32 protein-coding genes and 1 tRNA gene are annotated in these 26,625 nt (G+C 46.7%); 7 read left to right on the top strand and 26 right to left on the bottom strand.

Annotation, left to right across the window (positions count from 1 at the left end; all coding sequences use genetic code 11):
- Complete coding sequence (locus WC052_04265; protein MFA7286842.1) at positions 1-324, bottom strand: hypothetical protein; 324 nt, start codon at positions 322-324, stop codon at positions 1-3.
- Between the two features lie 50 nt (positions 325-374).
- On the opposite strand from WC052_04265, the gene WC052_04260 reads away from it, so the two are divergent.
- A complete protein-coding gene (locus tag WC052_04260) occupies positions 375-638 on the top strand; it encodes a hypothetical protein (GenBank protein ID MFA7286841.1) in 264 nt (87 codons plus the stop codon).
- Positions 639-901: 263 nt separating this feature from the next.
- On the opposite strand, the gene WC052_04255 is transcribed toward WC052_04260, so the two are convergent.
- Together WC052_04255 and WC052_04250 are read right to left on the bottom strand one after the other, a co-directional pair.
- Complete coding sequence (locus WC052_04255) at positions 902-2,191, bottom strand: replication-associated recombination protein A (protein MFA7286840.1); 1,290 nt, start codon at positions 2,189-2,191, stop codon at positions 902-904.
- 3 nt (positions 2,192-2,194) lie between these two features.
- Positions 2,195-2,461: a DUF167 domain-containing protein gene (locus tag WC052_04250; GenBank protein ID MFA7286839.1), complete on the bottom strand. Its 267-nt coding sequence runs from the start codon at positions 2,459-2,461 to the stop codon at positions 2,195-2,197.
- Positions 2,462-2,608: 147 nt separating this feature from the next.
- On the opposite strand from WC052_04250, the gene WC052_04245 reads away from it, so the two are divergent.
- The 3 genes from WC052_04245 (at position 2,609) to WC052_04235 (ending at position 4,839) form a co-directional block, all read left to right on the top strand.
- Positions 2,609-3,952, top strand: a complete 1,344-nt coding sequence (locus WC052_04245) for a glutamate-cysteine ligase family protein (GenBank protein ID MFA7286838.1) — start codon at positions 2,609-2,611, stop codon at positions 3,950-3,952.
- A gap of 105 nt (positions 3,953-4,057) precedes the next feature.
- Positions 4,058-4,134, top strand: a tRNA-Pro gene (locus WC052_04240).
- A gap of 291 nt (positions 4,135-4,425) precedes the next feature.
- Positions 4,426-4,839 (top strand): cytidine deaminase, encoded by a 414-nt coding sequence (locus WC052_04235; protein ID MFA7286837.1) that lies wholly within the window; start codon positions 4,426-4,428, stop codon positions 4,837-4,839.
- Between the two features lie 14 nt (positions 4,840-4,853).
- Here WC052_04235 and WC052_04230 read toward each other — a convergent pair whose 3' ends face one another.
- Positions 4,854-5,771, bottom strand: a complete 918-nt coding sequence (locus WC052_04230) for a DUF475 domain-containing protein (protein MFA7286836.1) — start codon at positions 5,769-5,771, stop codon at positions 4,854-4,856.
- Between the two features lie 83 nt (positions 5,772-5,854).
- Here WC052_04230 and yjjX point away from each other — a divergent pair, with 83 nt between their 5' ends.
- Positions 5,855-6,406, top strand: a complete 552-nt coding sequence (gene yjjX, locus WC052_04225) for an inosine/xanthosine triphosphatase (protein ID MFA7286835.1) — start codon at positions 5,855-5,857, stop codon at positions 6,404-6,406.
- On the opposite strand, the gene WC052_04220 is transcribed toward yjjX, so the two are convergent.
- The 3 genes from WC052_04220 to WC052_04210 form a co-directional block, all read right to left on the bottom strand.
- Positions 6,385-7,146, bottom strand: coding sequence for a glycosyltransferase family 2 protein (locus WC052_04220; protein ID MFA7286834.1), 762 nt, complete (start codon positions 7,144-7,146; stop codon positions 6,385-6,387). The two genes, yjjX and WC052_04220, sit on opposite strands and share 22 nt — an antisense overlap.
- A 15-nt stretch (positions 7,147-7,161) precedes the next feature.
- On the bottom strand, positions 7,162-7,905 hold the full coding sequence (locus tag WC052_04215) for a slipin family protein (protein MFA7286833.1): 744 nt from the start codon (positions 7,903-7,905) through the stop codon (positions 7,162-7,164).
- A gap of 210 nt (positions 7,906-8,115) precedes the next feature.
- Complete coding sequence (locus tag WC052_04210) at positions 8,116-8,916, bottom strand: C39 family peptidase (GenBank protein MFA7286832.1); 801 nt, start codon at positions 8,914-8,916, stop codon at positions 8,116-8,118.
- Positions 8,917-8,987: 71 nt separating this feature from the next.
- Here WC052_04210 and WC052_04205 point away from each other — a divergent pair, with 71 nt between their 5' ends.
- Positions 8,988-9,599 (top strand): hypothetical protein, encoded by a 612-nt coding sequence (locus tag WC052_04205; protein ID MFA7286831.1) that lies wholly within the window; start codon positions 8,988-8,990, stop codon positions 9,597-9,599.
- A 395-nt stretch (positions 9,600-9,994) separates the two neighbouring features.
- On the opposite strand, the gene WC052_04200 is transcribed toward WC052_04205, so the two are convergent.
- From WC052_04200 to WC052_04140, 13 genes are all read right to left on the bottom strand, one after another.
- Positions 9,995-11,749 carry an efflux RND transporter periplasmic adaptor subunit gene (locus WC052_04200; GenBank protein ID MFA7286830.1) on the bottom strand — a complete coding sequence of 585 codons (1,755 nt, stop codon included), beginning with the start codon at positions 11,747-11,749 and terminating at the stop codon, positions 9,995-9,997.
- Positions 11,746-12,189 carry a DoxX family protein gene (locus WC052_04195; protein MFA7286829.1) on the bottom strand — a complete coding sequence of 148 codons (444 nt, stop codon included), beginning with the start codon at positions 12,187-12,189 and terminating at the stop codon, positions 11,746-11,748. Before WC052_04195 ends, WC052_04200 begins: the two co-directional genes overlap by 4 nt.
- Before the next feature lie 51 nt (positions 12,190-12,240).
- Entirely contained in the window at positions 12,241-12,963 is a 723-nt protein-coding gene (locus WC052_04190; protein ID MFA7286828.1) for a GDSL-type esterase/lipase family protein, read from the bottom strand.
- Between the two features lie 2 nt (positions 12,964-12,965).
- Entirely contained in the window at positions 12,966-13,733 is a 768-nt protein-coding gene (locus WC052_04185; GenBank protein ID MFA7286827.1) for an alpha/beta hydrolase, read from the bottom strand.
- A 6-nt stretch (positions 13,734-13,739) separates the two neighbouring features.
- The gene (locus tag WC052_04180; protein MFA7286826.1) at positions 13,740-14,300 is read right to left on the bottom strand and encodes a hypothetical protein; all 561 of its coding nucleotides are present in this window, start codon (positions 14,298-14,300) and stop codon (positions 13,740-13,742) included.
- An 89-nt stretch (positions 14,301-14,389) separates the two neighbouring features.
- Positions 14,390-15,277: a hypothetical protein gene (locus WC052_04175; protein ID MFA7286825.1), complete on the bottom strand. Its 888-nt coding sequence runs from the start codon at positions 15,275-15,277 to the stop codon at positions 14,390-14,392.
- A 435-nt stretch (positions 15,278-15,712) separates the two neighbouring features.
- On the bottom strand, positions 15,713-16,057 hold the full coding sequence (locus WC052_04170) for a YerC/YecD family TrpR-related protein (protein ID MFA7286824.1): 345 nt from the start codon (positions 16,055-16,057) through the stop codon (positions 15,713-15,715).
- A 144-nt stretch (positions 16,058-16,201) separates the two neighbouring features.
- A complete protein-coding gene (locus WC052_04165; protein MFA7286823.1) occupies positions 16,202-17,083 on the bottom strand; it encodes a GNAT family N-acetyltransferase in 882 nt (293 codons plus the stop codon).
- A 25-nt stretch (positions 17,084-17,108) separates the two neighbouring features.
- Complete coding sequence (locus WC052_04160; protein MFA7286822.1) at positions 17,109-17,699, bottom strand: leucine-rich repeat domain-containing protein; 591 nt, start codon at positions 17,697-17,699, stop codon at positions 17,109-17,111.
- 32 nt (positions 17,700-17,731) lie between these two features.
- Positions 17,732-18,982 (bottom strand): NAD(P)/FAD-dependent oxidoreductase, encoded by a 1,251-nt coding sequence (locus WC052_04155; protein ID MFA7286821.1) that lies wholly within the window; start codon positions 18,980-18,982, stop codon positions 17,732-17,734.
- A complete protein-coding gene (locus WC052_04150) occupies positions 18,972-19,532 on the bottom strand; it encodes a SprT family zinc-dependent metalloprotease (protein MFA7286820.1) in 561 nt (186 codons plus the stop codon). Before WC052_04150 ends, WC052_04155 begins: the two co-directional genes overlap by 11 nt.
- Before the next feature lie 29 nt (positions 19,533-19,561).
- Positions 19,562-19,759, bottom strand: coding sequence for a YwbE family protein (locus WC052_04145; GenBank protein MFA7286819.1), 198 nt, complete (start codon positions 19,757-19,759; stop codon positions 19,562-19,564).
- 252 nt (positions 19,760-20,011) lie between these two features.
- Positions 20,012-20,560 carry a hypothetical protein gene (locus WC052_04140; GenBank protein ID MFA7286818.1) on the bottom strand — a complete coding sequence of 183 codons (549 nt, stop codon included), beginning with the start codon at positions 20,558-20,560 and terminating at the stop codon, positions 20,012-20,014.
- A gap of 322 nt (positions 20,561-20,882) precedes the next feature.
- Here WC052_04140 and WC052_04135 point away from each other — a divergent pair, with 322 nt between their 5' ends.
- Positions 20,883-22,715, top strand: coding sequence for a glycoside hydrolase family 3 protein (locus WC052_04135; protein ID MFA7286817.1), 1,833 nt, complete (start codon positions 20,883-20,885; stop codon positions 22,713-22,715).
- Between the two features lie 50 nt (positions 22,716-22,765).
- Here WC052_04135 and WC052_04130 read toward each other — a convergent pair whose 3' ends face one another.
- From WC052_04130 to WC052_04105, 6 genes are all read right to left on the bottom strand, one after another.
- Positions 22,766-23,128 carry a hypothetical protein gene (locus tag WC052_04130; GenBank protein ID MFA7286816.1) on the bottom strand — a complete coding sequence of 121 codons (363 nt, stop codon included), beginning with the start codon at positions 23,126-23,128 and terminating at the stop codon, positions 22,766-22,768.
- 2 nt (positions 23,129-23,130) lie between these two features.
- Entirely contained in the window at positions 23,131-23,331 is a 201-nt protein-coding gene (locus WC052_04125; protein ID MFA7286815.1) for a helix-turn-helix transcriptional regulator, read from the bottom strand.
- 5 nt (positions 23,332-23,336) lie between these two features.
- Complete coding sequence (locus WC052_04120; protein MFA7286814.1) at positions 23,337-24,962, bottom strand: cytochrome c biogenesis protein DipZ; 1,626 nt, start codon at positions 24,960-24,962, stop codon at positions 23,337-23,339.
- 17 nt (positions 24,963-24,979) lie between these two features.
- On the bottom strand, positions 24,980-25,567 hold the full coding sequence (locus WC052_04115) for a thioredoxin family protein (GenBank protein MFA7286813.1): 588 nt from the start codon (positions 25,565-25,567) through the stop codon (positions 24,980-24,982).
- 186 nt (positions 25,568-25,753) lie between these two features.
- On the bottom strand, positions 25,754-26,167 hold the full coding sequence (locus tag WC052_04110) for a DUF6653 family protein (protein MFA7286812.1): 414 nt from the start codon (positions 26,165-26,167) through the stop codon (positions 25,754-25,756).
- Between the two features lie 27 nt (positions 26,168-26,194).
- Complete coding sequence (locus WC052_04105) at positions 26,195-26,581, bottom strand: hypothetical protein (GenBank protein ID MFA7286811.1); 387 nt, start codon at positions 26,579-26,581, stop codon at positions 26,195-26,197.
- Positions 26,582-26,625: the final 44 nt, after the last annotated feature.

Genomic DNA, 26,625 nt, shown 5'->3' with positions numbered 1-26,625 from the left:
TTATCCAAGGCCAAAGTCACTTGCCCTAATTTCCGACCATTCACCGTCTATTTCACGTTCTACGGTGAAAACATGCACAACGTCTTTTTCGTCATAAACGTTTTCTACTGCGGCCGTGGAACTAGACCGTTTAGCAAAAAAAGTTTTTTCGCCTATTTTGCGCGGCTGTGTTGTGCGAGATAAGCAAACACGCCCAGCGGGAGTTTTAGCGATAACCCGAATTACCACACCCGGCCGGTCTTCCAGCGTCTCCTCAACTTCCGACTCAACAACACCAGCATCTTTCAATTGTCCGATTAATTCGTCCCAACGTTCATCAGTCATAGTAACCACAGTATACCAACTCAAAGAAGCGTTGACAAAGTGGCTGTGAAATGATAAAAAAGCGAGTCGACTCGCTTAGCGATAGACAAGGAGGCAAGAGAAACGTGCAACTGCTTCGTGCGTACCAACTCGGCTTTGGAATTGTGGCGCTCGCGAGCGCGATAGTTCTGGTCGCCGAACAATTCAAGAAGGACGCGTGGTTCCCACTCGCGTTCATCGTCGTTTCGATTTTCGGAATCGTGCGACTGCAAGTCATTGCGAATCGTTCCCGCGCGAGGCGACAGACGCTCGCACAGAAAACAATCGCCAAATAGCAACAAGGAGGCAACGCCATGAGTCGAAACCGACAGAAGCGACAGGTCATCGTACCTTCCAAGGCACCTTCGAACATCGGCTGGAGTGAAGAGACCAAGAGGAAGGTCGGCATCATCGGCCTCACCTTCATCTTCATCTTTGTCGCCGGACCGATCATCTGGTCGGTCCTATTCCCCACCTCCTGACGCCGCGCCGTCAGGACAACCGCTCCCCCGCACCAAGGCCGGCTACGCTCTCTCTCGAGGTAGCCGGCCGGTCTTTTTTAAGCGTCCGCTTTAAAAAATTCGTGGTCACTGATTTCATCTGGCAAATAGGTCTGCGCTAATGCTTCTCCACGCTTTTTTGCTTCTGGCGTATATTGGTACCCTTTTCCATAATTCAATTCTCGCATAAGTGCAGTTGGCGCATTCCTAAGGTGGAGCGGCACAGGAAGAGCGCCAGTGTCACGAATAGCTTCCTGCACCGCTCCATAAGCCGTGTACACCGCATTAGATTTTGGTGCCCGCGCTAAATACGCCGCAACTTCAGCCAGCACGACGTTCGCCTCGGGCATGCCAATGACGTGCGTCGCTTGAAAACCGGCAACCGCCACCACTAAGGCGTTCGGATCCGCCAAGCCAATATCTTCACTCGCAAAACGAACCAATCGCCGAGCCACGTAGAGCGGATCCTCCCCTGCCTCGAGCATTCGACCCAGCCAATAGAGCGACGCATTAGCGTCTGAGCCACGCATACTTTTATGAAGCGCTGAGATTATATTGTGATGTTCTTCGCCATTTTTGTCGTACGGTAGTTGTGGTGAGGATAACGCCTGGATAATGTCTTCTTTTGTAATGTCCATACGTCCTTGTCGCACCGCTGCTTTTACAGCAAATTCTAATGCGTTGAGCGCCACACGCGCGTCACCATCCGCCGCGGCTGCCAAAAACAAAACTGTTGGCGCAGCCACACGAATATTACCCAAACCCATCGTGCGATCAGACAACGCCCGATGTATGATAGCCGCAACTTCATCGGTGGTAAGTTTTTGAAACGTAAAAACACGACAACGAGATAGCAAAGCGCTGACGACTTCAAATGATGGATTCTCCGTTGTCGCTCCGATTAAGGTGATGGTTCCATTTTCAACATGCGGCAACAGGGCGTCTTGCTGCGCCTTACTCCAGCGATGAATCTCATCAATAAATAAAATCGTTCTCGAATGATATAAGTTAAGCCGCTCGGCGGCTTCGGCAATAACTTTCCGTAATGCCGCCACCCCTTCCGTTACTGCGTGGAAAGAAATAAACGTCGAACCAGTCATATGAGCGACAATGCGAGCCAACGTTGTCTTCCCCGACCCTGGCGGCCCCCACAAAATCATTGAAGGCACCGCATCAGCCTCGAGCACCTGACGCAGTGACGTGCCTTCACCAACCAAATGTGTTTGCCCAAAAAATTCAGCAAGCGTACTCGGCCGCATGCGGTCTGCTAGTGGTGCGAATTGCTTTTTTTCTTCTATGCCGCGAGCGGCAAACAAATCGTCACTTGAATCGGCTTGTTGTATAGCCACACCCTAAAGCATTATTTTAAATTGTTTGCGTGGACTGCGTACGCCCAAAAGCAAACGAACATTCTCAACCGGTACTCGAAAGACATCGGCAAGATAGGCACGAATGGCGCGATTGGCTTGTCCTTTCGAAGCAGGCTCTCTAACGTCTATTTTAACAACGCCATTCTTTTGCTGACCTCTCGCCATGGTGCGACTTTTCTCTGCTGTTGCCATAAGGCGCAGCACAATAGACCCCTGTCGCATGAGCGTTTCGCGCTCGTTCTCCCACATATAATTCCAGTGTACGTCACAAAAAAAATCGTGCAATGGTGCTCGACAAAAGAGACGGTGCTGAACTATAATAAGTATGTGTCTATATGCAGGTACAAAATTTATCGTTTTAACTTTTAAGACCGAGCAAAACTCGGTTTTTGTGTTATGACAAAAATAAACGCTGTTCCGCTGAAACACCTAACATTCGGTATTGAATTTGAATTCCACATTCTTGACAAGGATGGGTATATTCATAATGGCGCAGACCGTTTACTTAAACGATTACGTGCAGATAGCCCGAGCGTAGATGCAACATACGAGGCATCTGAAAACCTGATTGAGCTACGAACGAAGCCGCATACAAACTTGCCAAATATTATGTGGCAGTCCATGGAGGACTTTAAAGCTTTGCTAGCCGCCGCAGAAAAGGAGGAGTTAGTTATTTACCATCTCGGAACATACCCGGGAACATTCACGCCGGCGATTCGGAATGCCCCACGATATAGAGCACAAGAAGAAATTTTTGGTAAACAACGCTTTGCAATTGCTGGCCGGTGCGCTGGCATGCACTGCCACTTTACATTACCGCGCGGTGTATATAGTAAAACTGCAAAGAATCTTGTATATAGATTTTTTTCTAATCAACAGACGAACCTCGTGAATGTACATAATCTGTTTATAGCCATGGACCCGGCACTGATTGCTTTTTCTCAATCATCACCTTTTTACCAAGGAACACGACTCGGGAAAGCTAGCCGAATAATTGCCTACCGAGGCGGAAAACCATTTAATTATCCCGGTGGTCTCTATGCAAATTATCAAGACCTTGGAGCACTTCAACCATACGAAGCTACCGGAGGGAATTTACTACATGTTATTCAGCAACGATCCCACAACTGGAAAGCTACTCTACATAAGCTTGGTATACAGGCACGCTCACTTGCAAAACGTGGCTCCCTGCTAGACGCCTCATGGAATCCAATACGAATAAATTCTGTAGGCACGATTGAACATCGTGCGCCAGACATGAACGACCCCGAAATTTTAGTCGCCATTTCACAGTTAATTAAATTTTTAGCAACAGCGGTGTACGAAAAAGGGCTTACCGTGCAACCAAGCGACAGTGCCATTCCTGAACCTTTTACTTTTGACCGTAAAACAATTTTTGTTCCGCCAGATAGTCATGTCCGTTTTACTTTACAAGGCAAGGCGGCTTTAAGCGGATTTGATGACGACGCTATTTATAGCTACTGCTCAGCGCTTCTCAAGCTTGCAAAAAACTTTATTCCGAATCAAAGACAGTTCATTTTGGAGCCACTTGAACTGATGTTAAAAAATCGAAAAACAAAGTCTGACGAAATACTAGAAACTGCACAGCAGCTTGGTATTTCACTTCGAGAAGGACCAACTGACGCTGAGGCAGCAAAACTGGCGCTCGCAATGGCTGCAAAATTACCGGATAAAATTGAAGTGCTTCAACAGAAGCTTATACATTTTGTGGAAGATTAATGGCTTTTACGGTCAATCCCGCTAATTGAGTAAAAACGTTGTGCCAGCTATACTTGGCTAACCTTGTTTAATGACGAATAAACTAGGTTCCAAATTTCCTCATATCGGGCTGTAGCGCAGTTGGCTAGCGCGCGTCGTTCGGGACGACGAGGTCGCGGGTTCGAGTCCCGCCAGCCCGACCACACTAACGTGCATTATGACGTTGTCATAATGTTTTGAAAGTCAGTAGTCCCGCCACAGGGCGGGAGAACATCGTGACTGAGGGCTGGAGGACAACAACAGTTTGTTGTGCGTCGGGACTCGAAGGGTTCGGCGATGCCCATGGCCGACGAACCCCGGGAATATGGTCCCGCAACGATAATGATCATTCTGATGTAGTCAGAATGTTTCAACAGCTAGTAGTCCCGCAGCAGCGGGACCAGCCCAACGTCATTAATATACATTTCGAACAATCGAAATTTTTTTAAGGTAATATGAATAATTTTGAAGAACTCTACCAAAAAGCATTTGCGATAAGTGCTGGCCGTCAACTAACCCCTTTTGCAAGTTGTGGCGGGGTCGGAGCCGCCCTAAAAACGAAGGATGGAAATATTTATACGGGAATCTGCATTGATACTGACTGCAGTCTTGGCTTTTGCGCTGAACACGCAGCAGTGGCTGAAATGTTAAAATCAGGTGAATCTGAAGTTGTAGAAATGTTGGCGGTTAAAAATTCCGGAACTGTTATTCCACCCTGTGGTCGCTGTCGAGAACTACTGCTTCAAATACACGCCAACAACAAAGAAACGCTTGTTCACGTAGCGCAAGATAGAAATATAAAAATGTTTGAACTTCTTCCTGAATCCTGGCTAGACACTTCTTCGCGGGCTATAAAGACGACTCCATAATAGACCACCCGCTACTAACCACTAACCACCATCTCCCGCTTCGACTTCATAAAGAAATACCCGACCACTCCAAACGTGGTCAGTGGCGACACCCAACTTGGCACGTGCACACCAAAAGCGTCAAGCAGCATTATGGTTCCCAAGAAAAGAATCGAATACATCGCACCATTTTTCAAAAACAAATACTTTTTTATATTCTCGACATTTCTAATTGTAAGCTCCCGCACAACATAGGCACCCACACCATTCCCAAAGAAAATAAGCGGCACGGATAAGGTGAATGCAAATGCACCGAGAACTCCGTCAACCGAAAAAGTGGCGTCAATAACCTCCAGATAAAGAATCTTGCTCATATCCGAACGGTGCGACGTCAATAAATCCTTTTCAGCCAATTCGGCGTTCTGTTTAAACCCGTGGGTAATAAAAAACGCCGTTGACCCAACCACGGCACTAAACGCCATCAAGGGATTTTCATGAATAGTAAACCATACTATTGCTGCAAGTATTATCGAAACCACGGTATAGAACCACAGGCCATAACGATAAAAAAACTTTTCATGTGGTAGACCATAATTCTTATCTTCCAAGAACAACCAATGGAAAAATAAAAAAATCAAAAAGACACCGCCGCCGGTGAGTAGTATCGGCGCTGCCATTTCCACCGCGGCGAGCACCTGAGGGTCACTACTAAACGTTGCGGTTAACGCTCCCCAAAACCCAAGCTCGGGCGCGGTGACCCAAACAATGAATAGGGGCAACAACCCTCGAACGACAAAAACTGCCAATAACAAACCCCACAACAAAAACCACTTTCTCGCTTTAGCACCCATGCCACTTAAAACTTCGGCATTGATTATGGCGTTATCAATGCTAGAAATTACCTCAAAAAGGCAGAGGCCAAAAACAACGATTGCAATTTCCACAATAAACATGGTTGTATAGTAGCTTGTCAGGCGCAGAAGACAAGTGCGTTCAATTTATTTGCTATACTGCAAAGCAGCAACCAATAGTAACTATGCGAATTATCGTCGGCACAAAAAACGAAGCGAAGCTGGAAGCCGTTCGAAGAGCTGTTCGTGAATACCCACTATTAGCAAACGCCGAAGTTATTGGTGTCAGTGTTAAAACTTCTGTGCCAGCACAACCAATGAACCTTGAAGAAACAATTCGTGGAGCGGCTGACCGTGCTCGTGCCGCCCTTATGGAGCTAGGTGGAGACTATGGCGTTGGCCTTGAATCCGGACTTATTGACGTCCCCTATACAAAAACTGGACACATGGATACAACCGCATGCGCCATCTGGGATGGCACAAATGTACACCTTGGGTTGTCCAGCTGCTTTGAGTATCAATCTGAAATAATTGCAAAAATGAAAGCCGGCCTGGAAGCAACCGATGCAGCGGTCGAACTCGGCTACAGCAAAGACGGTTCTTTCCGTGAAAATCTCGGCATCATTGGTGTCCTTACAAAAAACAGAATTACGCGAATTGACTACAGCTACCAGGCACTACAGACCGCGCTCATTCATCTAGAGAATGCTGAGCGCTACAACGTGTCGGGAAATTGAATATTCTGAAACCGACCAGTCTTCATTACCCCAAGTTTATTGAGTCGATATTGCAGTGACGTTGCTAGCACACCAAACCCATAGTGAACCGAACGGCGAAAATTTATGGATGAAGCTTCAGGAAAGTATCGCGCCGGGCAAGAAATTTCACCTACTTTGAAACCTGCATACAACACCTGCGCTAGCATCTGGCTATCAAATACGTAATCGTCAGAGTTCTCGGCAAGCGGCAGCGACTCGAGTACACGTCGCGAGAAGGCACGATAGCCCGTGTGATACTCTGAAAGTCGTTTGCCGGTGCACAAATTTTCAAACAAGGTCAGACAACGGTTTGAAACATACTTATACAACGGCATACCGTTTTTCATGGCGCCTTCCGAAATAAATCGTGAGCCGAGCACAGCATCATACTGTCCGCTGGCAATGAGCGCCGCCATGGGTAGTACAAGTTTTGGCGAATACTGATAATCCGGATGCAACATAACAACAACATCCGCCCCGAGTCGCAAAGCTTCTCGATAGCATGTCTTTTGATTGCCACCATACCCCGTATTCTTCGGATGGCTGATTGTCCGTATGCCAAGCGAAGCGGCAACGGCGGCTGTTTGATCAACACTCTGGTCGTCAACAAGAACTACCTCATCAACAAAATCTTTTGGTACTTCTTCATACGTTTGTCGCACTGTTTGCTCGGCGTTATACGCCGGCATGACGACAACTATTTTTTTACCAAAGAGCATCGCCAAAGAAACGACCTATTTACCTAACCGTTCAAATGCTTTGAGTACCTCGAGTGGCACGGCGAATACTATGGTGTTTGATGCGTCGCTCGAAATGTCGTTGATGCTATTCAATGTACGGAGATGCAGTGCGCCTGGGGAGCCAGACAATATTTCCGCAGCTTTCCGCAAATTCTCAGCGGCCGATACTTCACCTTCAGAGTTAATGATAACTGCTCGTCGTTCTCGCTCGGCTTCTGCTTGCTTCGCAATAGTGCGCACCATATCTTCAGGAAGCACAATATCTTTTAACTCAACGGACTCTACTTTAATGCCCCATGGATCACTGGCTTTATCAATGATTTCTCGAATACGCTCGGCGGCAGCATCGCGATTTGAAAGCAACTCGTCTAACGTCATTTCACCAATAACATTCCGCATGGTGGTTTGCGCCAGCTGAGAAACAGCATCTCGAAAATTTTCAACTTCAATAATCACTTTTTCTACGTCAGTAATTTTGTAGAAAAGAACAGCGTTAATACGCGCCGAAACGTTGTCGCGCGTAATCGTTTCTTGATACGGGACGTCAGTAACCTTTACGCGGATATCCACCTTGGTCATGTTTTGAATAATTGGCCAAACCAAACGCCAACCTGGTTCTACCATGCGTCGAAATTTTCCAAATTGAAACTTCACTCCCCGCTCGTACTGGTTAACCTGCCGAATACTTATGAGTACAACAAACAAAACTATAAGTACTGGAACAAAAGTAATGTCCATAGGAAGTAAACTTAAAAGTAAGGGGTTATTTATAACAATAATGAGCAGACCAACGACCAGCGCAATGTTTCGAACAACAGAGCGTATGCCGCTACCACCACGCTGAAAGCGTTCGTAAAACTCTGTGGCAAGTCGTTGCAATTCCTCTTCTGGAGTCAATGGTTTTTTCTTTTCCATTTTCGTTTTGCAAGAAAAAAGATGAGTAAATTACTATTTGGCAACTATAATCATTGCTTTTCGATCCGCAACGATTGGCTGATGCACACCCGACGGGTACTCTCGAATAGCGTCGAAAAGCACGTCGTAGTTATACTGATACGAAGCACCCCGCTTTGTACCTGGGTCATTCACTATAAAGCGTTTTGTCGAATCATCGTACCCAATAATGATAAGCATGTGGCGCTCTGGTCCATCACCACTAAAATATGGGTTCCCCAAGGCTTGACCGTCAGTAGGCACAATGACGACCTTACCAGAAGCCAACGCACTACGAATACTGGCAACCGAAACGTCTCGACTCACCGTGACCTGTGGGACTTTAAAATAGTCAGTCAAAATGCGAGCAGTATCTGCCGCATTGGTGTCATTCGAGGCTCCAAAGGCTTCAACCTCCCAAGAAAAAATTTTCATTAGCTCCGCCAATGCCGTTGTTGGATTTAATGACTCGCCAGTAATCCATCTCGCCGCCATCAACGTTGACGCCTCCTCACAACCATCTTGCTGTCGTTGATCATCCCAATCGCCAAATGGCGCTTGCGAAGTAAAAGGAACAGTAATATTTATTTTCACGGGAAGTTTCGTTTCTGCGACAGGTTCATCTACCGGTGGCTGTACTGGCGCCGCGGGTTGTTCTGTTTCGCCCTCGCTTGGTGTCACCAAATCCACAACAGGTCTGTCCGGTGTTTCAGTTTGTGGTGGTGTTGTGCCTTGGTTCAGTACTACTTTCAGCCCAAAAAGACCTATGAGCACCACAAGAACCAATGCAATACTGTATTTTTTTGTAGTAGTCATATTGAAAAAACCCATGAAATATGTCATAATTGTATACGTTACCAGCAAAACATTCAAGTTACGTCTAAAAAATGCAATCTCATAAAGAAGACGCAAGCGTTGACCTGTCTAAAGCCGGCACGGGCAGCCATTTTCAATCTGGCCGGTTTGGTGATGCTCGCCACAAGGGATTGGCTGGTCAGCTCCGACGTTTTAAATGGTCGGGTGGAGCTGTCCGCCGAGAAGCCAAAAACCTTTCAAAAAAAGATCTCAGCACAATTGCAAATATTATTGGTGACGAACTAAAACGCTTGCCCACTGGCGCAACGAGTATTTCTTACTTCGCTCGACGACGGATGCAGAAAGCGGGCTGGAAAGCGCAACGGGCTGGAGTAATTAGTTCGTCAGATAGAAAAGATTTAAAAAAAATTGTTAACGCGTTAAGCGCAGAGCACGTTCCTGAGCTGCATCGTCTTGTGCGGCAGCACGAATCGACGGCGACGCCAACAGCGCGCGCTGCACCGGTGGAACTTCACAACGCTCCACTAACGCGACTACCTGTTGAGAGCGTAACTGAGTCGGATGATGAGAAGTATCCTGATGAAGAAACTGAGATTGAGGAACGTGCTGCCCCACACATCCTACCGCAACTTGCACCACCCCCTCGGCGCCAAAAAGACCCCTCAGCCATGGATATTGGCTAGCTCTTGCCTTTTCCTTTTGGAATGCTAGGGTAGAATAGTCGCCAATAAACAGACCGGCGACGCCACAGGAGGTGGCTTATGAACGCAACAACCGAGGGTACTCAACCGAGCATTCGTGCCGTCATGCGGATCGACACGCAGCAGCTGGACGTGCCAGCGCTGCCTGCGGGCGCAACGTACGTGCTGGAATGCGCGGGATGTGGGAGGAAGTCCCTCCCGATTTCATACGAAGCCCTGCTGGAAACGGCGCGGGCGCTCACTGAGAGCAGAGTCTTCTGCAGCAGGTGTGGCGAGTAGCGCGCTAGTCCACCGGCCGGTAGGCCAGTCCGTTGTGCCCGCGTCGACCTTTAGGCGCGGGCTTCTTTTTTTCCTCGACCAATGCGCTGGCAAAAACTCTACTTTGCTTTTTCCGAAACAATAACGGTGTCACCCTCCTCTAAGCCTTCAAGAATTTCAACGTTGCCCAAAATATCATTAAGGCCCGTTGTTACTTTTACCTCTTCTGGTAACTCGCCCACCAGCACCCGAACGTACTTTATTCTATCGCGACTAAAAATTGCTCGTTGAGGAATTGCCAAAACATTTGTACGTTCGCCAGTCGTGAGCACTATGTTAGCGGTCATGCCTGATTTAATGCGTTCATCTTGCCCGGTAAATTGTAGTACCATCTTGTACGTTGCTACCCCTTCAACTTCAGTTTCCGCAGGATCAACACTGGTGACCACTGCCGTTAAAACAACATCGCTGCCATAAGCGTCCAGCGTAATAGCTGCATCATCCCCTATTTTGACTTTAGAGATTTCTGCCTCTGGTACAAATGATTCAACTTCATAGGCGCTGTCACCTATAAGCGAAACGATAGTTTTATTGGCAGACACTATTTCTCCCGGTTCAATAGCAACGGCCGTCACGACGCCGGCTATCGGCGCCCGTAGCGTTGCCTTCGCCAACTCTGCTCGAGCGCTTGCCGCAGCAGCTTGCGCACGCTCGACATCTCCCCGCTGCGAAGCGACATTCGCTTCTGCCTGCTTTACCGCGGCGGCTTCGCTTCTCAATTTTTCCGAAGACGCCCCGGCGTCAAGTAAGGCTAGCTCATTTTTAGCAGCCATTACGGCTTGCTCCGCATCATTTACCGCTGCCTGCGCTGTGGTGGTAGCGGCCTGGTTTGTGGCCTGCTGAGCACTTATACTCTGCGACTGTGAATTAATTGCACTAATTGACGCATTAATATTTGTTCGAGCCGTGTTGAGATTAGCTTTATACGTTGCGAGTGAAGTGCTGTTTAAACTAGTCGATACATTCAAGGTGTCGGCTAAACGTTCCAACATAGCTTGCACAATTCGCAGCTTACTAACAGCAACAGAAAGCGCACTTGTAACCGCAGCACCGTTTGTAACGTCGACAGTTGCAAGTGTGGCTAGCGACTGCACTGCCAAGCCAGCCGCCAGACGCTGATTCTCGGCATCGATTCCAGATTGTGTGTCAGCGGTTACGTAAGAAAGTCGTGGCGTACCTGAACCTTGGTCAAGAAAAAAATCATCAACTTGCTTCGCCAACGCATCGTCTGCGACTCGATACGCATCTTGCAGTGTGTCACCAGCACTGGCGTAAACGTTACGCAGCGCCGTGTCAGAGGTGCTTGTGGAATCAATTAATTTTTTCTTACTGTCCGCCAATGTCTGCTCAGCACGAGCCACCTTCGTAGCAGAAATAGTTCGCTCCTCAGTTCTTGGGCCACGAAGAAGCTCGTCATACTCTGCCCGAGCCGCATCCAATAATGCCTCTTGTTGCTTAAGTCGAGCTAAGGCACTCGTGACATTTGCATTCGCTTCAGAAACCGAGGCAGACAATGTGGCACCTTCCAATCGAACCAGCGTATCCCCTTGTGCCACTTTGGCGCCAACGATAACGCTAACCGCCGCCACTCGCCCCGTGCCTTCAAACGCCAGGTCCACCGCCGACGCAGGCTTCACCTTGCCGGTTACTTCAACGGTCTGCGTTATATTTTGCTTACGCGCAACAATCGTTTCAAACGTCGTATCTCCACCCGAACGACTTCGAACAATGCCGAAACCAATACCAACTATGACAACCGCAATAACAGCCGACCAAACGTAGTGGGTTCGAATCCAAGTAATGACTGTGCTCATAGTGTACGACGTGACCGCCAAAGTGCCTGAATGCTTAAATGACGACCCGCGTTCGCAGATGCCAACACCAGGAGTACTAGCGCGTAAATAATGTGCTCATCGATTAAAAAGCTATTTGGACTTTGGAAAGGAAAAGGTAAAACGGCGTAATACAGCAGCATGAGTAAGGCGCCGAGAGGTGCAGCCACCCGAAGGAACAAACCAGTAATAAGTGCCACGCCCAAAAGCGTGAGCGCCCACTCGTTTATAAGACTGACCCATTCGATAATGCCCGGCTGACCAAGAAAGGCATACAGAGCAGTAAAATTCTTTGCACCGGCTAAATAACCCGCCGCCGACCAGCCCGGCGTAAACAGTTTAAGTAGGCCGGTATACACAAATAGCGCGCCCAAAGTGACGCGCAAAAGGACAAGCAACTTTGTTTGTATATTCAATTTCATTGAGTTATTCTAGCATCTTTTCGACTTAAAATCCAGTTGCGAGAAGCACTGCTATTTTGCCAAATCTGGCAAAGCACGCTCTATGAAACCGAACCAGTCCCCATATCCTTCGCCACTTGGATGAAACCAATCTGCCGCATAAAACCGCTTCGGTTCTCGGGCAAAGGGGTCCGCATATGCCTCACGAAAAAGATCAATGTATGGAACCCGTTTTTCGTTCGCGGTGCGCATAAATAGTTCCCTCACAACTCGCGTCCGTCGCTCGTGAATCGCACGCACTCCGGGTGGAAACAGTTTTGCTGTGCCAACATTACCGCAGCTGACAAGTACAACGTGGTCACTAATTGCGACAGCACCGTCGAGAACGCCCTCAATACTTTTCGCAAGTTCATCGACGTCCGTCAGCCGAACAATATCATTGCCGCCAATCTGAAGAAGAACGAGGTCGAAATGCTGACCAGCACGAGCGGCTAAACGTGGGATGAGCTCGGCGGTTCTAGCGCCGCTCACGCCGTCATTCACAATTTCTGCATCTGGATAAAATGCTCCAAGTCGACCTGCCACTGATTCTTCTGGCGCTCCTGCCCCAACCCCAACCGCACTACTATCCCCGATAACAAGTATGCGCAGTTGAGGAGATTCCACCGAACGTGAAAAAGGAATTGTTTTTTGTTCAATGGCTCTCCCAATACGAATGTAGCGCATCGTCCGAACGCACTGGTACGTAATAAATAATCCAATGACTAAAAGAGCGGCAAGAAAAAATTTTGTCATAGTTACTCGAAAGATTCTAAAGCTTTCAATACAGCTTCATTCACGATTTTAATTTCATCATCATTATGACGATAATCGTGCCCAATGCCTTCCAGGGTCAAGAACTGCTTTGGCTCATTGGCTTTGTCATAAATCTGCTTAACATCATCGGGTGACACAACTGTGTCTACATCCCCTGTCACAAGAAGCAATGGCGTGTGAAGATTTTTAACCTCTTCTAGAACATTATACATCTCTGCATCTTCGGCGTGTGAATACGGCACGCGAAATTCTTTTATTTCTTTACTATTTGGTACGTTTCGTAAAGAAATGCGGTAACCCTTACTTTTCCATGCTTCAATGGTGTCTTTTGTTTGTGTTCTGACAATACTGTAGGGGGTCATTATGGCCAGGACAGTAGAGATTCTAGAATCACGAATAGCGTAAAGAATAGAAACCATTCCCCCACGGCTATGCCCACCGAGAAGCACGTGCTTGAAACTGCCCGTTTCAAGCATATATTCCAAAACAGATCTTATATCATTGAGGTATTCAGAAACGGTATGTGGTGTATCGCCTTCACTTTCCCAAGTGCCTGTTGGATCAAAACGAACAACCGTGTAACCCTCGTTTGCTAAATCGTCGGCCAAAAATACCAAATGATTATACTCTTTTGAATCTAACCAGCCAGGGCAAAGAATGGCTAAGCAATCTGTCGTCTGTGGTGGGTGATGTATAGCCGCAGCAATATATCCACCATTGTCCGTTGGTATTTTTTCTTGTCTAATCATGGGTATTCACCCATACGACTTTGGTTCCTTCTTTGCTGCAATTTGCACTTTTTGCATTTTTGCAATCAGGTACGCTTCAGCATTCGCTGGAATTGGCATTGGTTCATCTACGTGGGACATCGCACCCACTATTTTAAACGTTACCGTTGGCTCTTCGCTTAGTAATGCCTGTTCTGTCAGTGGAAGAAACTCAACTAATACATACATGGGTTTCCCTTCGGGGGTTTCACAAAAAAACCGACGTGCTCCATCTTTATTCATTTCCTCTCGAACTCTATTGATTACTTCTAGTGAGCTACCACCAAGAAAGCCGAACGGTAAATTTGGATGATAACCCAACCCCTCAACTGAGCTTCCGATGTGAAGGTGTTCCCTAGGCGTCATACTCTGATCTATGCCTGGATTTGTTGCATCAAACTTTCCAAGATCTCTTGCCTTCTCTAAATAGGCTAACATCTTACTATGCTCGGCTTCTTTTAGCGCCGCATGGTCGAGATCTTTTTCAATCTCATCAATTGGTGTGTGTCTTTTCTCGTCCATAAATACTTTTTTTACTTGTTCTTTCATTATACTCCACAATTTGATGTCCACGTTAATAGTAGTTGGGGCTGTCTGAACATTGTCAGACAGCCCCTTTTTACGCTGAAATTCCCTTGTTACCTCGCTGTACGACTTGAGTCGGAGTAGGCCAGGATGTCTTGTGCGACGATGGCACGACCTCCTGCCAACTCAACTAAACGACCGACCTTCCCAATATCGCTTCTATCGATACAAATCTGCACGGCACACCAGCCTTCGCGTAAAAGCGGTGATACCGTGGGCGCTACCTCACCAGGCAGCTGAAGCGAACTGAGGGCAAATTTGGGAATGTCGAACGTTAGCATTACATGAGCCGACCCTCCGATCACTGCCGTAAGAGCGAAGCTAAGCGCTTGCAAGGCCTCCTCTTTCTCATCACAGAGATTACCTTTTGCGATGATTTGAGGAACGCTAACGAGCAAACGTTCGCAACCAGGCAGGATGGTAAGACTGAGGGCTTGAAGTGTGCTGCCAGTTTCAGTAACCACGAGAATCAGATCACAGAGACCTTCTTCAATGGCCATTTCTTCATTGCCTTCAAGCTTCACCACTTGGTAATCACGAATTGGGTAAGGACATGCCGGCAGAAGAAGCGCGGGTAAATTCTCTAGCTCGCATCCGATTCGTAGCGAGCCGGATAGATCACACGTACCCTTGCTTGCCAGCACCCAACGCGTTGGATTGTTGGTCGCTCTTGAAAAGCAGAGACCAGCTATCTGTCGCAGACCTTGAACACAGCTGTTAAGCGTGAGATCAAGGCCAGTGATACCAGCGTCGTACCCACCTGCCACAAGATACGGAACCATACGACGGTCTCGTTCCCAAAATTCGATGCTTCCATCTGTGGATGTTCCACAATATCCTCTGCGATCAGCCTTACCTATGTCGTAGCCTGCCCGTCCGAGATACACACGCAGACTGGCCGAAAGAGAACCATTACAAAGTACCAACTTTAAAGGATCCATTGCTGTTTACCTCCAATGGTAACGACGTGAAATCTTGCGACTGTCACCTTCTACGGCGCCAGACGCGGATCGGTTTGTCGATTCTCGAACCCTTCCTCCCAGGAGTACCAGCCAAAGATGCAGTCGAACGTAACTTGCTCCTCACTGGTCGGCTGAAGATTAAGACGAAGCCGGCGGTTGGTGATCCCACTCGAATTGGTAAGAACTTCAACCGACGGCGGATAAACCAATCTCGTGGCAGTTTCACCCTGCGTTGGGGTCACCTCAACTCCGTGCTCGTCAAAAGCGACATCGCCATAGTCCTCACGCCCGATGCGGGGAGGGTTAACCACAAGTATTCTTTTCGACACTTTTCAACTCCACACTATTTTTTCGTTGACCACAAACGAAAACAAGCCCTCGTGACAGGGCTCGTTAACAACGTGCTTAAAAAAATTAAGAACGACGCAAACCAACCCTGGAGGGTGATTTGCCGGTATGCTCTTTCTTTAAGATTCGTTTGTACCCACCTGCGCCGTCACTCAAAAAACTATACACTCGTGAAATTGTTGCTGAACTTGCTCCTGTTGTATCAACTATGTCGCGATAGGTTTTCCCTTTTGCTAATTGCTTAGCAACTTCTAGCCGCTCACCTAAGGACTGCAACTCTGGCAGGGTGGCTATGTCACGCAAAAAATCAGCTAATTCGGCCTCTGTCCGGCACGACAAGAGCGCCTGGCAGAGTTGCCGGAACCAGGGATTCTGTCTGTATTCATCTTCGGAAAAACGTCTTCGTGCCATATGTTCCCCACCATAACACCACCCCCCTCCCCCTGTCAATGCTTTAAAGCAATGAAGTGGGGAAAGGAAAAGATGCTTATCTACTTAACACGATGCGCAATTTAGTAAATAACCCACACATAAGGCAGTGGCTTTATGGTAATCTCAACTACTAGCATTATTTTTAACCTCGCTTTTTTGCTTCACAAAAACAACTGCATTTTCGGTCAATACCGTAGTTTCAGAAAAATCTTCAGGACGTAATAAGTAAACGCCACGATAGTTATTCTGTAGCGCTTCTTTAATGCGTGGCAAATCATTTGGCCGAAGTAAAAACTGGTCAGGCGAGTCACCACTGATTTCATCTTCTATAAAATTCAAGTTACCACTCTCCATTTCTCTTTTCCAATCTCTGGCTTCCCCCATCTCCTTCTGCAAATCCTTCCGATAATGATAATCTACTTCGTCTTCTCTTTCCTCAACGCCATCTAGCTGATAGCCCACGCCCATGCGCAGCCGCATGCTCGGATAATTGTCGTCTTTAATTATCGTTACCATGGAATCCCTACCAGCCTCTCTGGCAATCTTTTCCTGCTCTGCTGCTACGCGCTTACCAATGCCGCCGCTACGAAAACTTGGGTCGACGACCGCGCCAGCCGCATAGGCTTCATTGTCTAAAATACTTTTTCCCATAGTGCCGCTCTCAAGCACAACAACACTGGTCGCCACAAGTTTATTTCCATCTTTAACCATGACGACTCGCAACTTATTTTCGGCAATCTGTTGCTGTCGAAAATCAATCATTCTATCAAGCGTTGTTTCTGGTCGCACGGTAGAAAACCCTTGATCAAGTTCAAATTGATAATACGCCGCAATCGCCGCTCGGTCTGCCGCATCTACCCTTGAAAGTTCGGGAACAGCTAGCTCTTGCGCGTCTTCCACGCCACTACCCGCTTCGAGCTTGCAAGCCCCACAGGGTGAAGAAAAAAAATTTCCGTGTGGACACATGCCTTTTGTTTTTTGTGCGTCTATTGGTTGTTCGCTCATAAAACAATCTTTTCGTGCCCGTCAATTAATAAATAACCTGGAGATTGGGTAGTTGCTTTACAATGCCATCAAGGTCTTGCTGTGAAAACTGATTACCCGTCAGGTTCAGCGTTTTTAAATTTTTTAGATTAGCGAGCTCATTCGGTAAGCCATTGATTTTATTGTACGAATAATCGAGTGATTCGAGTTTGCTCAGCTGACCAATTTCTGACGGAATACCAGTCATATTGTTACCGCTCAGTTTGAGCTCTCGGAGGTTTTGTAGAAAACGTATCTCTCCTGGCAGTGCACCAGTGAGTTTATTACCAGACAAATCAAGCACCTCTAATTCTTTCATTTGCAATGCGTACACAGGAACTTTGTCGAGGTTCTGATTACTTAAATCAAGAAGCTCTTTACTGCCCACATTGCCGTCTGATAACTCGTCAGGGACGCTCGGCACAGGCAGCGCTTTAATTTGATTAATCGCTTTCTGACCGACTGAGAAAATAGATTGCTGACCAGCTGCCTGGTTGCCATAAAAGCTTCGGAGCACAAAAGCTGCAAAAAGCCCTATGGCAATAACAAAACCGACAAAGACAAAACCGCTTGGATAGTTTGGCGAATAGTTGTTCATAGCTACAGTATGCGCTATTTATTTGTTCCACCCTAGCAGCTGCTTCCCGCCACAAAGCCGGTTGTCCAACACAACTGCAAGCTATAGCCACCCGACGGACGGTCAATATCTAACATGTCCCCTACTACGTACAAACCCGGCACGGTGCGAGATTCCATTGTTTTAAAATTAACTTCTTCTAAAGAAACGCCACCAGACGAAACAACCGCCTTATCTTTGCCAAGAAGGCCCTTAACAGAGAGTGGAACTGCTTTCATTAAGCGTATAAGCGCTTTTCGTGATTCGGACCGCACGCTGTGATTTGGTGTTTCGCCGTCGATGCCAGCTAGCGACAGCAAAACCGGCACAAGGGCATTTGGTATTACTTTACCAAGAACATTTTTAATCTTCTTATTACTTTCTGTCACGAGTAGCGTCTGCAGCTGCTGTTTCAGTTCGCCCCCATCAACTTTAGGGAACAGATCGAGCATGATACTAACTTCACCATACTTCAGCAGCTCACCGATACCTCTACTCATATTCAATACCATCGGGCCGCTTATGCCAACATGAGTAAAAAGAAGTGTCCCTTTACTGGCTTCCTGTTTTTGCCCGTTTTGAAATGTGGTGAGTTTACAATCTCGCAGTGATACACCGGCCAGCTTTTTTACCCAAGAATCTTTCAACGCAACGGGGACAAGTGCAAAATCATTCTCCACTATACGGTGACCCATTTTTTTAAGCCACAAAAAACCTTCACCGGTTGAGCCTGTTTCCGGCCGTGAAATGCCACCGGCGGCGATGATGCACGCCTTCGCGCTAATCTCACTTTTATCCTTTAATTTTATTATGAATTGCCCGTCTCGAGCCTCTACCGCCATCACCGCAGCTGCTGTCTGCACTCGCACTCCCCCTTCTTTCATATACTGTACCAAAACATTCCAGACGGACTGTGCGCTGTTTGAAACTGGAAAAATACGGCCTTCCGCTTCTTCTTTGGTCGCCATACCACGACGGTGAAAAAATGACAGTGCATCCTCGATACTAAATTGTGAAAAAGCTGAGAAAAGAAATTTATCTTTCCCTTTATATTTGGCCAGCATAATGCGAAGTTCTTTATTGTTCGTCACATTACATCGCCCGCCGCCAGTAATAAGTAATTTTTTACCAAGCGTGGCATTTTTTTCCAGTAACAAAACAGAATGGCCACACTCTGCGGCGCGGCCAGCCGCCATCATTCCGGCTGGGCCACCACCAATGACAACAGCATCCCAAGAAACACGACCCGTTCGACTACCTTGCATATACATTGATCGTTTCCTTTTTCATCATATTTCGAATGTCCAAGTAATCCGGAACAGTACGCGCCACCAATGCCCAAAACTTTGCAGAATGATTGAACTCCCCTAGATGACACAATTCATGCACGATTACATAATCTGCAAAGTGCTGCGGGAGCAACGCAATTTTGTAGTTAAAATTTAAATTCCCATTTTTTGAACAACTTCCCCACCTTGTTTTTTGGTTTTTAATGTAGATTTTTTTAAATACGAAATTATACTTCTCATTAAAATACGTGACTCGCTCGCGCGCCAATAGAAGCGCTTGTTCCTTATGGTCTTGAAAATGATTATTTTTTGCGAAAACAGACGGTAAAGAATGCTGGCGCTTGAAATAAGCAACTTTTTTTAATATCCAATGCGCTTTCTTCGCTATAAACTGTTCAACTTGATGCGCACTCACTTCTTTCGGAGCACTAACGACCACGCTCGCATCAGGATAAATAGTAATGCGCGTTCGACGAGAACGATTACTGACACGAAAACTGTAGGCACTGTTTTTTTCAGCTCGCATCTATTTTCTTTGCACTACCGTATTCACGACTATTGCGTAATTATCTCCTGCACCCTGCCCACCAATCCATTTTCTAAACGCACTTTAATGCCCCGAGGATGAAACGATGAACTCGTCAATATTTCAGCAACAACACCTTTTGTTCGCTTGCCACTTTCTTGGTCTGCTTTCAAGACAACCTCTACCACCTTGCCGACCGCTACGGCTGCTCTATCTCGTCCAGTCATTGTTGGCGAGTTATTGCCTCAACTACTTAGCCTTCTCTTTCTTGGGCTTTTTCTTGTTCCTTTGCTGGGCGTTATTTCCCTTTGCCATATTCGGTACGCTACGAACTTATTAATAATGATTTAATAATAGCACGCCGGGTCTATTCAGAAAAAGTGACCGTTCCTTCCCGCCAATACATACCGCAAACGAGCGGCCGTATGGTCGCTCGTTTGTCACTAACTACTTTACTCGTTTTTATGACCAATTCTCGTTTACGGATTCACGAAAAGGTTACCGGCTCCTCCACCGTCGCACGTAATATAGAGCCCTGTTGTCTTGGTGACCTTCGGAGCTTTCGTCACCACAAAACCACCAGCGGCAATGGTGTGTGCGTCATTGCCAAGCGCGATTACGTGCGAAGCATCACCGTGATTCTCCAGCATGATATTGGCCCCTTGCTTCACATTCAGTGCTCCGCCACTCGTAATTCCTGTGCTACCGTTACAATTGTTATCAAACTGGAAACGATACTCTGAAACCGCTATCGCTTGCTCATAGGTAAGCTTTGACGAAACCACAGGTGCCTTTACTGAAACACCGGGCTTGTCAGAAGTAGTTGCCTCTGGCGTACCGACATCGGTTGTCTCTTGCTGCTCGTTCTCGATAGGGGCAGCCTGATCTGAAGCCACGTCATTATTCTCAGAATCTGATATTGGAAGAGCATAGTACGTTACCGCCGAAACTACGACCGCTGCGGCGACAAGGAGTGCCAGCCACTGCCACATCGTTATCTTTGTATGCCAACCTTTTTCTACATCCATTGAAATAAACTTATAATAAATAAATTATGCAAGGTTCTGTCACGTTGTCGAGATGAGCACAAATCTCTATATGCAATTACTACCGTACACCCAGATACGCGCCGACACAACCAATCTTAATATTCTTGTATGTTTAATTACATAAAAAACCAGCCAATGAAAGCTGAGTAAAAAGTCAAAAAGAAATAAGTTCTGTTCAAAATCCCCCCTCAGCACTACGCTGAATGCTGTTCTATACGCTACATTCATCCAAAAACCTTCTGCGAAGCTATTTTTTAATACAGCATAAGACATTCCAAGCAAAGGGTGCTACGCTCGCAGTATGTTCAAATTCAAACATACCGTCATGATATATGGTGTTCTGCTCATGACGCTAATCGGAGCGATGATTGCTTTTTTCCTCGTTCAGAATCAGAAATCTGCCATCGTACCTATTGATTTTTCTTCAGAGCCTCGTTGCGACGGCGTGGACGCCAAGTACCTGAACGCAGCACTATCGACAGAGGAACGGGTAGACGACTTGATGAAGCGGATGAACGACGCAGAGAAAATTGGCCAAATGGTAATCATTGAAAAAGATAGTATTCAAAATGTTAACGACATTAGCCACTTCAACCTGGGTGCCCTGTTAAGCGGTGGTGGTGGTGCGCCGAAAGAGAATACCCCACAAGCATGGCTTGCAATGGTACAAACGTTTCAGTCTGCAGCTGCTAATACGTGCTTAGGCATTCCACTTCTCTATGGGACTGACGCAATTCATGGTCACAATAACGTTTTCGGTGCCACCATTTTTCCTCACGCTATCGCATTAGGCGCCACGAGAGACGCAGACCTTGTACGACGCATTGCCAAAGCTACTGCTGAAGAGATGGCTGCCACGGGAATTTACTGGAGTTACTCCCCTAACCTCGACGTTCCTCAAGATAGCCGGTGGGGCAAAACATACGAAACCTTTGGGTCAGATACGGACAACGTCACGCAATTAGGTGCGGCGTACTTAGCCGGGACGCAAGAATCGTCTACTGGTTATTTTAACGTCCTAGCGACGGCGAAACATTTTCTTGGCGGCGGCGCCATGGAATACGGAACGTCACGCAATAAGGATTTTAAAATAGAGGAAGGAAATATCACGCTCGACGAACAAGCATTACGCGGAACTCATTTAACCCCCTTTCATAAAGCCGTCACCGAAGGCGTACAAACAATCATGGTGGGTACCGCTGCATGGAATGGGATTAAAAATCCTTCAAATCAGTACCTGTTAACCGACGTCTTAAAAAAGGAGCTCGGATTTTCTGGATTTATCGTTTCGGACTGGTATGCCGTATATATATTAGATAACGATAGATATCGGTCTCTTGTCATGGCTATTAATGCAGGGGTAGACATGGTAATGACCCCGTTTGAGTACAAAGATTTTGTATCAAATATGCAAGCGGCCATACACAACGGTGACATATCGAGAGACCGTCTGGATGATGCCGTCCGTAGAATTCTCACTGTGAAATTTAAAACAGGTCTGTTTGATCGGCCGGCTGCAACGGCGAACGGTCTTTCTGTGATTGGTAATCAAAAGCATAAAGAGTTAGCACGACAAGCCGTTGCAGCGTCGCAAGTAGTATTGAAAAACAGTAACGATATTCTGCCACTGTCTTCGTCTGTAAAGAAAATCTTTGTCGCTGGCTCAGGGGCCGATAATTTAGGGCGCCAGAGCGGCGGGTGGACAGTAGAGTGGCAAGGGGTCGATGGTAACTGGCTGCCAGGCACCACAATACTGGCAGGGATAAAAAACACTGTATCGAAGGACACACAGGTTGAATACAACGTAGATGCTAATTTTGCATCAAAACAGAGTCTTGCAGATGTAGGTATCGCGGTGGTTTCAGAAAAAACCTACGCCGAAGGATGGGGTGACAATGAACATCCTCGCTTAAGTAACGAAGACCTGGCAGCAATCAATAAATTAAAAAAGCAAAGTAAGAAGTTGGTTGTACTAATTGTTGCTGGAAGACCACTAGAAATTTCACCCTACAGTAGCACCTGGGATGGTGTCGTAGCCTCATGGCTGCCAGGGAGCGAAGGGCAAGGAGTGGCCGACGTACTGTTTGGTCTTAAACCTTTTACAGGCCAACTTCCTATTGAGTGGAACCGATGACACAGCGTGAGCACATTAGAATTTAAAAAAATCTAGTAACTCAGAAGTGTTTATCGCCGGTACTCAGAATATATTAGACCGACAATTTTGACGACATTAATAGCAATTAAGGTGCTGAGTAGCCAGTAGTCGAGTTCATGACTGACAAATAGCTGATATACGACTCCGAGGGTTAACACGGTCGTTCCGGACACAAGAGCCCAACGATTGGCTAGGTATCGGTGAAGCATTCCTCGTTCATCAACAACTTTGCCCTCACCAACAAGCGACATCGCTACAACATACAAACCGAGTACGATAGCGATGGTCACGCCCTCAGTCATACTCATTGTTGCCATGGGGGTACTCATCAAAAAACCTGCAAAAAGTATAAAGAAAATCAGAAGGAACAGATTGTAATAAATTATTTTCATAACTATTTTTTTATACTAAAAAGCCTTTCGACCGGCACCTTAAAAATGTGGGCCAAGTCCATGGCAAGTAGGAGCGAGGGTGTATAGTTCCCCTTCTCTATAGCCACAATCGTTTGACGAGAGACGCCAGCTGCAGTTGCCAATTCATCTTGCGTGATACCTTTGGCCATCCTCATTTTCTTGATGTCATTATACACAGGCATAACGACTATCCGAAGGTAAACGTAAAGAGTTCAAAACCAGACTCTGGGACAATGAACTCAAGGGTATGTTCACGATAATCATCCGAATCAAATAATGTATACAGTGTTGCGGCGCTAACAACAACATCGGGTTGCGGCTCGTCGTCGACCAGCACCGAGATGGTTGCTGGTTTCGATGCGCTAGCAACCATAAAAACTTTACCAGCGTTAAATCGTAAACGCACACGAGCACCAGGTGCCACCGTCGATACAAACTCCGGACTAAATCGCCACTCCCCCGCCAGTGCAAACTGATTGAGTAGTAGCGATGGGGGTAAAATGTACGTTGCTGCATCAGCCGATGGTTTTTGCTGGGGTGCTAGGTTCGCAATGCGATCAGTTCCCAAATACATTTCCGGGGACTTACTGCTAGCGCGAGGCTTTTCTTCTTCGCCATCGACCGAACTAAGTCCTAGCAACGACCGAATTGCCGCCTCTGTCTCCTCATAGTTTCCTTCACCAAAATGGGTGTAAACAATGCGTCCATTTTGGTCAATGAGATACTTAGCAGGCCAGTAGCGATTGTTGTACGCCCGCCAGGTTTGATAATCATTATCTTGAGCCACAGGATACCTAATTCCGTGCTGCACCAAAGCAGTAGCCACGTTATTGGTATTTTCTTCGAATGCAAATTCAGGGGTATGCACACCCACAATGACAAGACCCTCGTCCTGGTATTTGTCATACCACTTTGTAATGTACGGTAAAGTACGAATACAGTTAATGCAGCTATAGGTCCAGAAATCGACAAGGACAACCTTGCCGCGCAAATCGGCGATTTTTAGAGGATCAGTGTTTAGCCAGTTCGCTATGCCGACAAAATCCGGTGCAGCGCCGTAATCGTTCTTCGTACCAGGTGCTGCAGGAGAAAAGGCTGACGTAAGTTTTTCTTCAAGCGTCACACTAAATACAGGCAGTCGCTTGACCAAGGCGGCCTGAACAACCGTATCGTATTGAAAATAAACAGCTGTGGCCAAAAGTAAAAGAATGATACCGAAACCCTGCTGCAATCGCTGTGCGTACTTGGATATACTCTTAATTTTTGTCGTTAGTGCCTGTCCTCCATACGCAATTGCCAGCATAGGTAAACCAGCACCAACTGCATAGGCAACCAACAGCAGGCTTGCTTCGCCGAGATTCTCTTGCAAAGCGACCAGCGTCAATATGGACCCGAGAATTGGGCCAGCACAAGGAGCCCACAAAATCCCAATAATCATACCGAGTACAAACCCGCCAAGGTTTCCTTGTCCTGTTTGCTGTCCCATCACTGCTGCTCGATTCAGTAACCCACTGAAGTGCGCCATGAGCCGCTCAAACGGCGTCGGCCAAATCATGAACAATGCAAAGGCCCCAAGCAACACGACGGCGGCCGTACGCAATGTGTTCGGATCAAGCCCGAGGTGCTGCGTTAAATAGGAGATCAGCAAGGCCACCACCGAAAAGCTGACCACGAATCCTAACGTGATAAACAACGGCCGGGTTTTACTTCTCACTCCGACAGAGCCACCAAAGATAATTGGCAGAGGCAGGAGAATACACGGCGCCGCTATGGTTAAGACGCCGGCAACGAATGCAAGGGCAATATGTACCATAGAAATCTGTTGAACGACTACCGAACGTTAGCAATGAGCGACGCAGTTTCCCCACTCACCCACTTTGTAATCTGATTGCCGTTTGAATCGATTTGCACAAAAGTGTGTTGATTGGTTACGCCGTATTTCTTCTTTAGCTCCTTTTGCGTATCGTAATCAGTTTTTATGAGCGTCACATTGGCTGGAAAACTATTCATTGCAAGCGTCTCACGAAAATCCTTGTCCGCCGCTATACAAAAAGGGCACCATGCTGCGTGAAAAAAGAGTACAATTTTACGTCCCTCTTTTTGTTCGTTTTGCGCCGCCGCTAAAACTTCTGGGGAAAAGTCGACGTAAGTTCCAGCCGATGACTTCATCATGGCGCTATCATCCTTTTGCTCCATCATGCTATTTTTGTCTTTTGACGTGCCGTCGTCGAGCATCATTTTTTCTCCTTCTTCTGTTGCCTCGTCGCCCATCATAGCGTCAGCCGGTACGTTACTATCCTCATTCATCATGCTATCGGACGTGTCTACGGGTGCTGTACCTGGGCGGTTGGCGTACATAATGACACCACCAATCACGACAAGCGCGGTAACTGCAATTGCGATTATTTTGTTATTCATAAAATTATTAGCAGCGTCTCAAGTGAACCAAGAGACACTTTGAATACTGTCCTTAGCGTAAACCTTCACAATTTGTATGTCAAGTTGACTTTACATTTTAGAATATGAGGATAACAAAAGTTTCGCCCTCATGAGCAGAACTTTTTTGACTGGGGCTTGCGCGTTATAGCTTCATACGTTGACTTACTAAACCTCATCAGCCAAACGATACATCCGATCAATAAACCAGAACTTAATAGTCATGGTGAGTAGACCCGCCTGAATCATCGGCACAAACTCTTGTTGCCAACCAAAGTACAAAAAAGAAACAAAAACAGGAACGTTGATAACGTTCAATAATGTTGGTAAATCCCTTTTAAATTTCTTTCCCTCTCGGTAGTACCGTTGCTCACCAAGTACTCCCTTGCTCATCCAGTTATTTACTCTTTTTGGTTTCGAAAAAACCATCGGATTAATTACCATCCAAACCACCGCCGCTCCAAGAATTAAAAAACTATGCCTGTAGAGTCCTGCGGCAAGCACAGGCATAGTCAGCACCCGCGTCCATCCGCTCCATGGGTTAGCGTGTCGTGCCCATGTTCTTTCAGATAAAAAAGACATCACGCAATGTAGCTCTTTGCTTTATAGCTAAAAACCGAAATAACCAACCGAGGAGAGATACGCACCAACTACAAGAGTGAATACTCCCACGAAAGAAATCAGCTTGGTGTTGCTAACCAAATTGCCGCTCCAATCAACGATTCGAGGAGTAATGGCAAATGTTAAACCTTTAATAAGTAGCCCCCAGCCGAGCAGGCTGATAATAATTTGTGAAAGTGTGCCCCAAACGTTATGCGAAAGTACCTGGGCAATACCGGCGGCCATCCCTACCATGCCAAAGATAAGCACAGCGAGCGTTTCCTTTTCTAAGTCTCTATATATTTTAATGTAGTAGCTACGACTCACAAAAACGCCAAGCCCAACAGCTAAGATAACAGGTCCCCATATCTTGGCGAGGAAAATCGTTGTATCCATATATACTCGCTATGAATGTATTAAACAATATAAATACTACCATT

This window comes from Patescibacteria group bacterium, assembly GCA_041675205.1.
In the GTDB taxonomy this organism is placed as follows: domain Bacteria; phylum Patescibacteriota; class Patescibacteriia; order GWA2-46-9; family GWA2-46-9; genus JBAYUF01.
The sequence above is the reverse complement of the archived record's forward strand: the minus strand, read 5'-3'. Positions and strand labels throughout refer to the sequence as shown.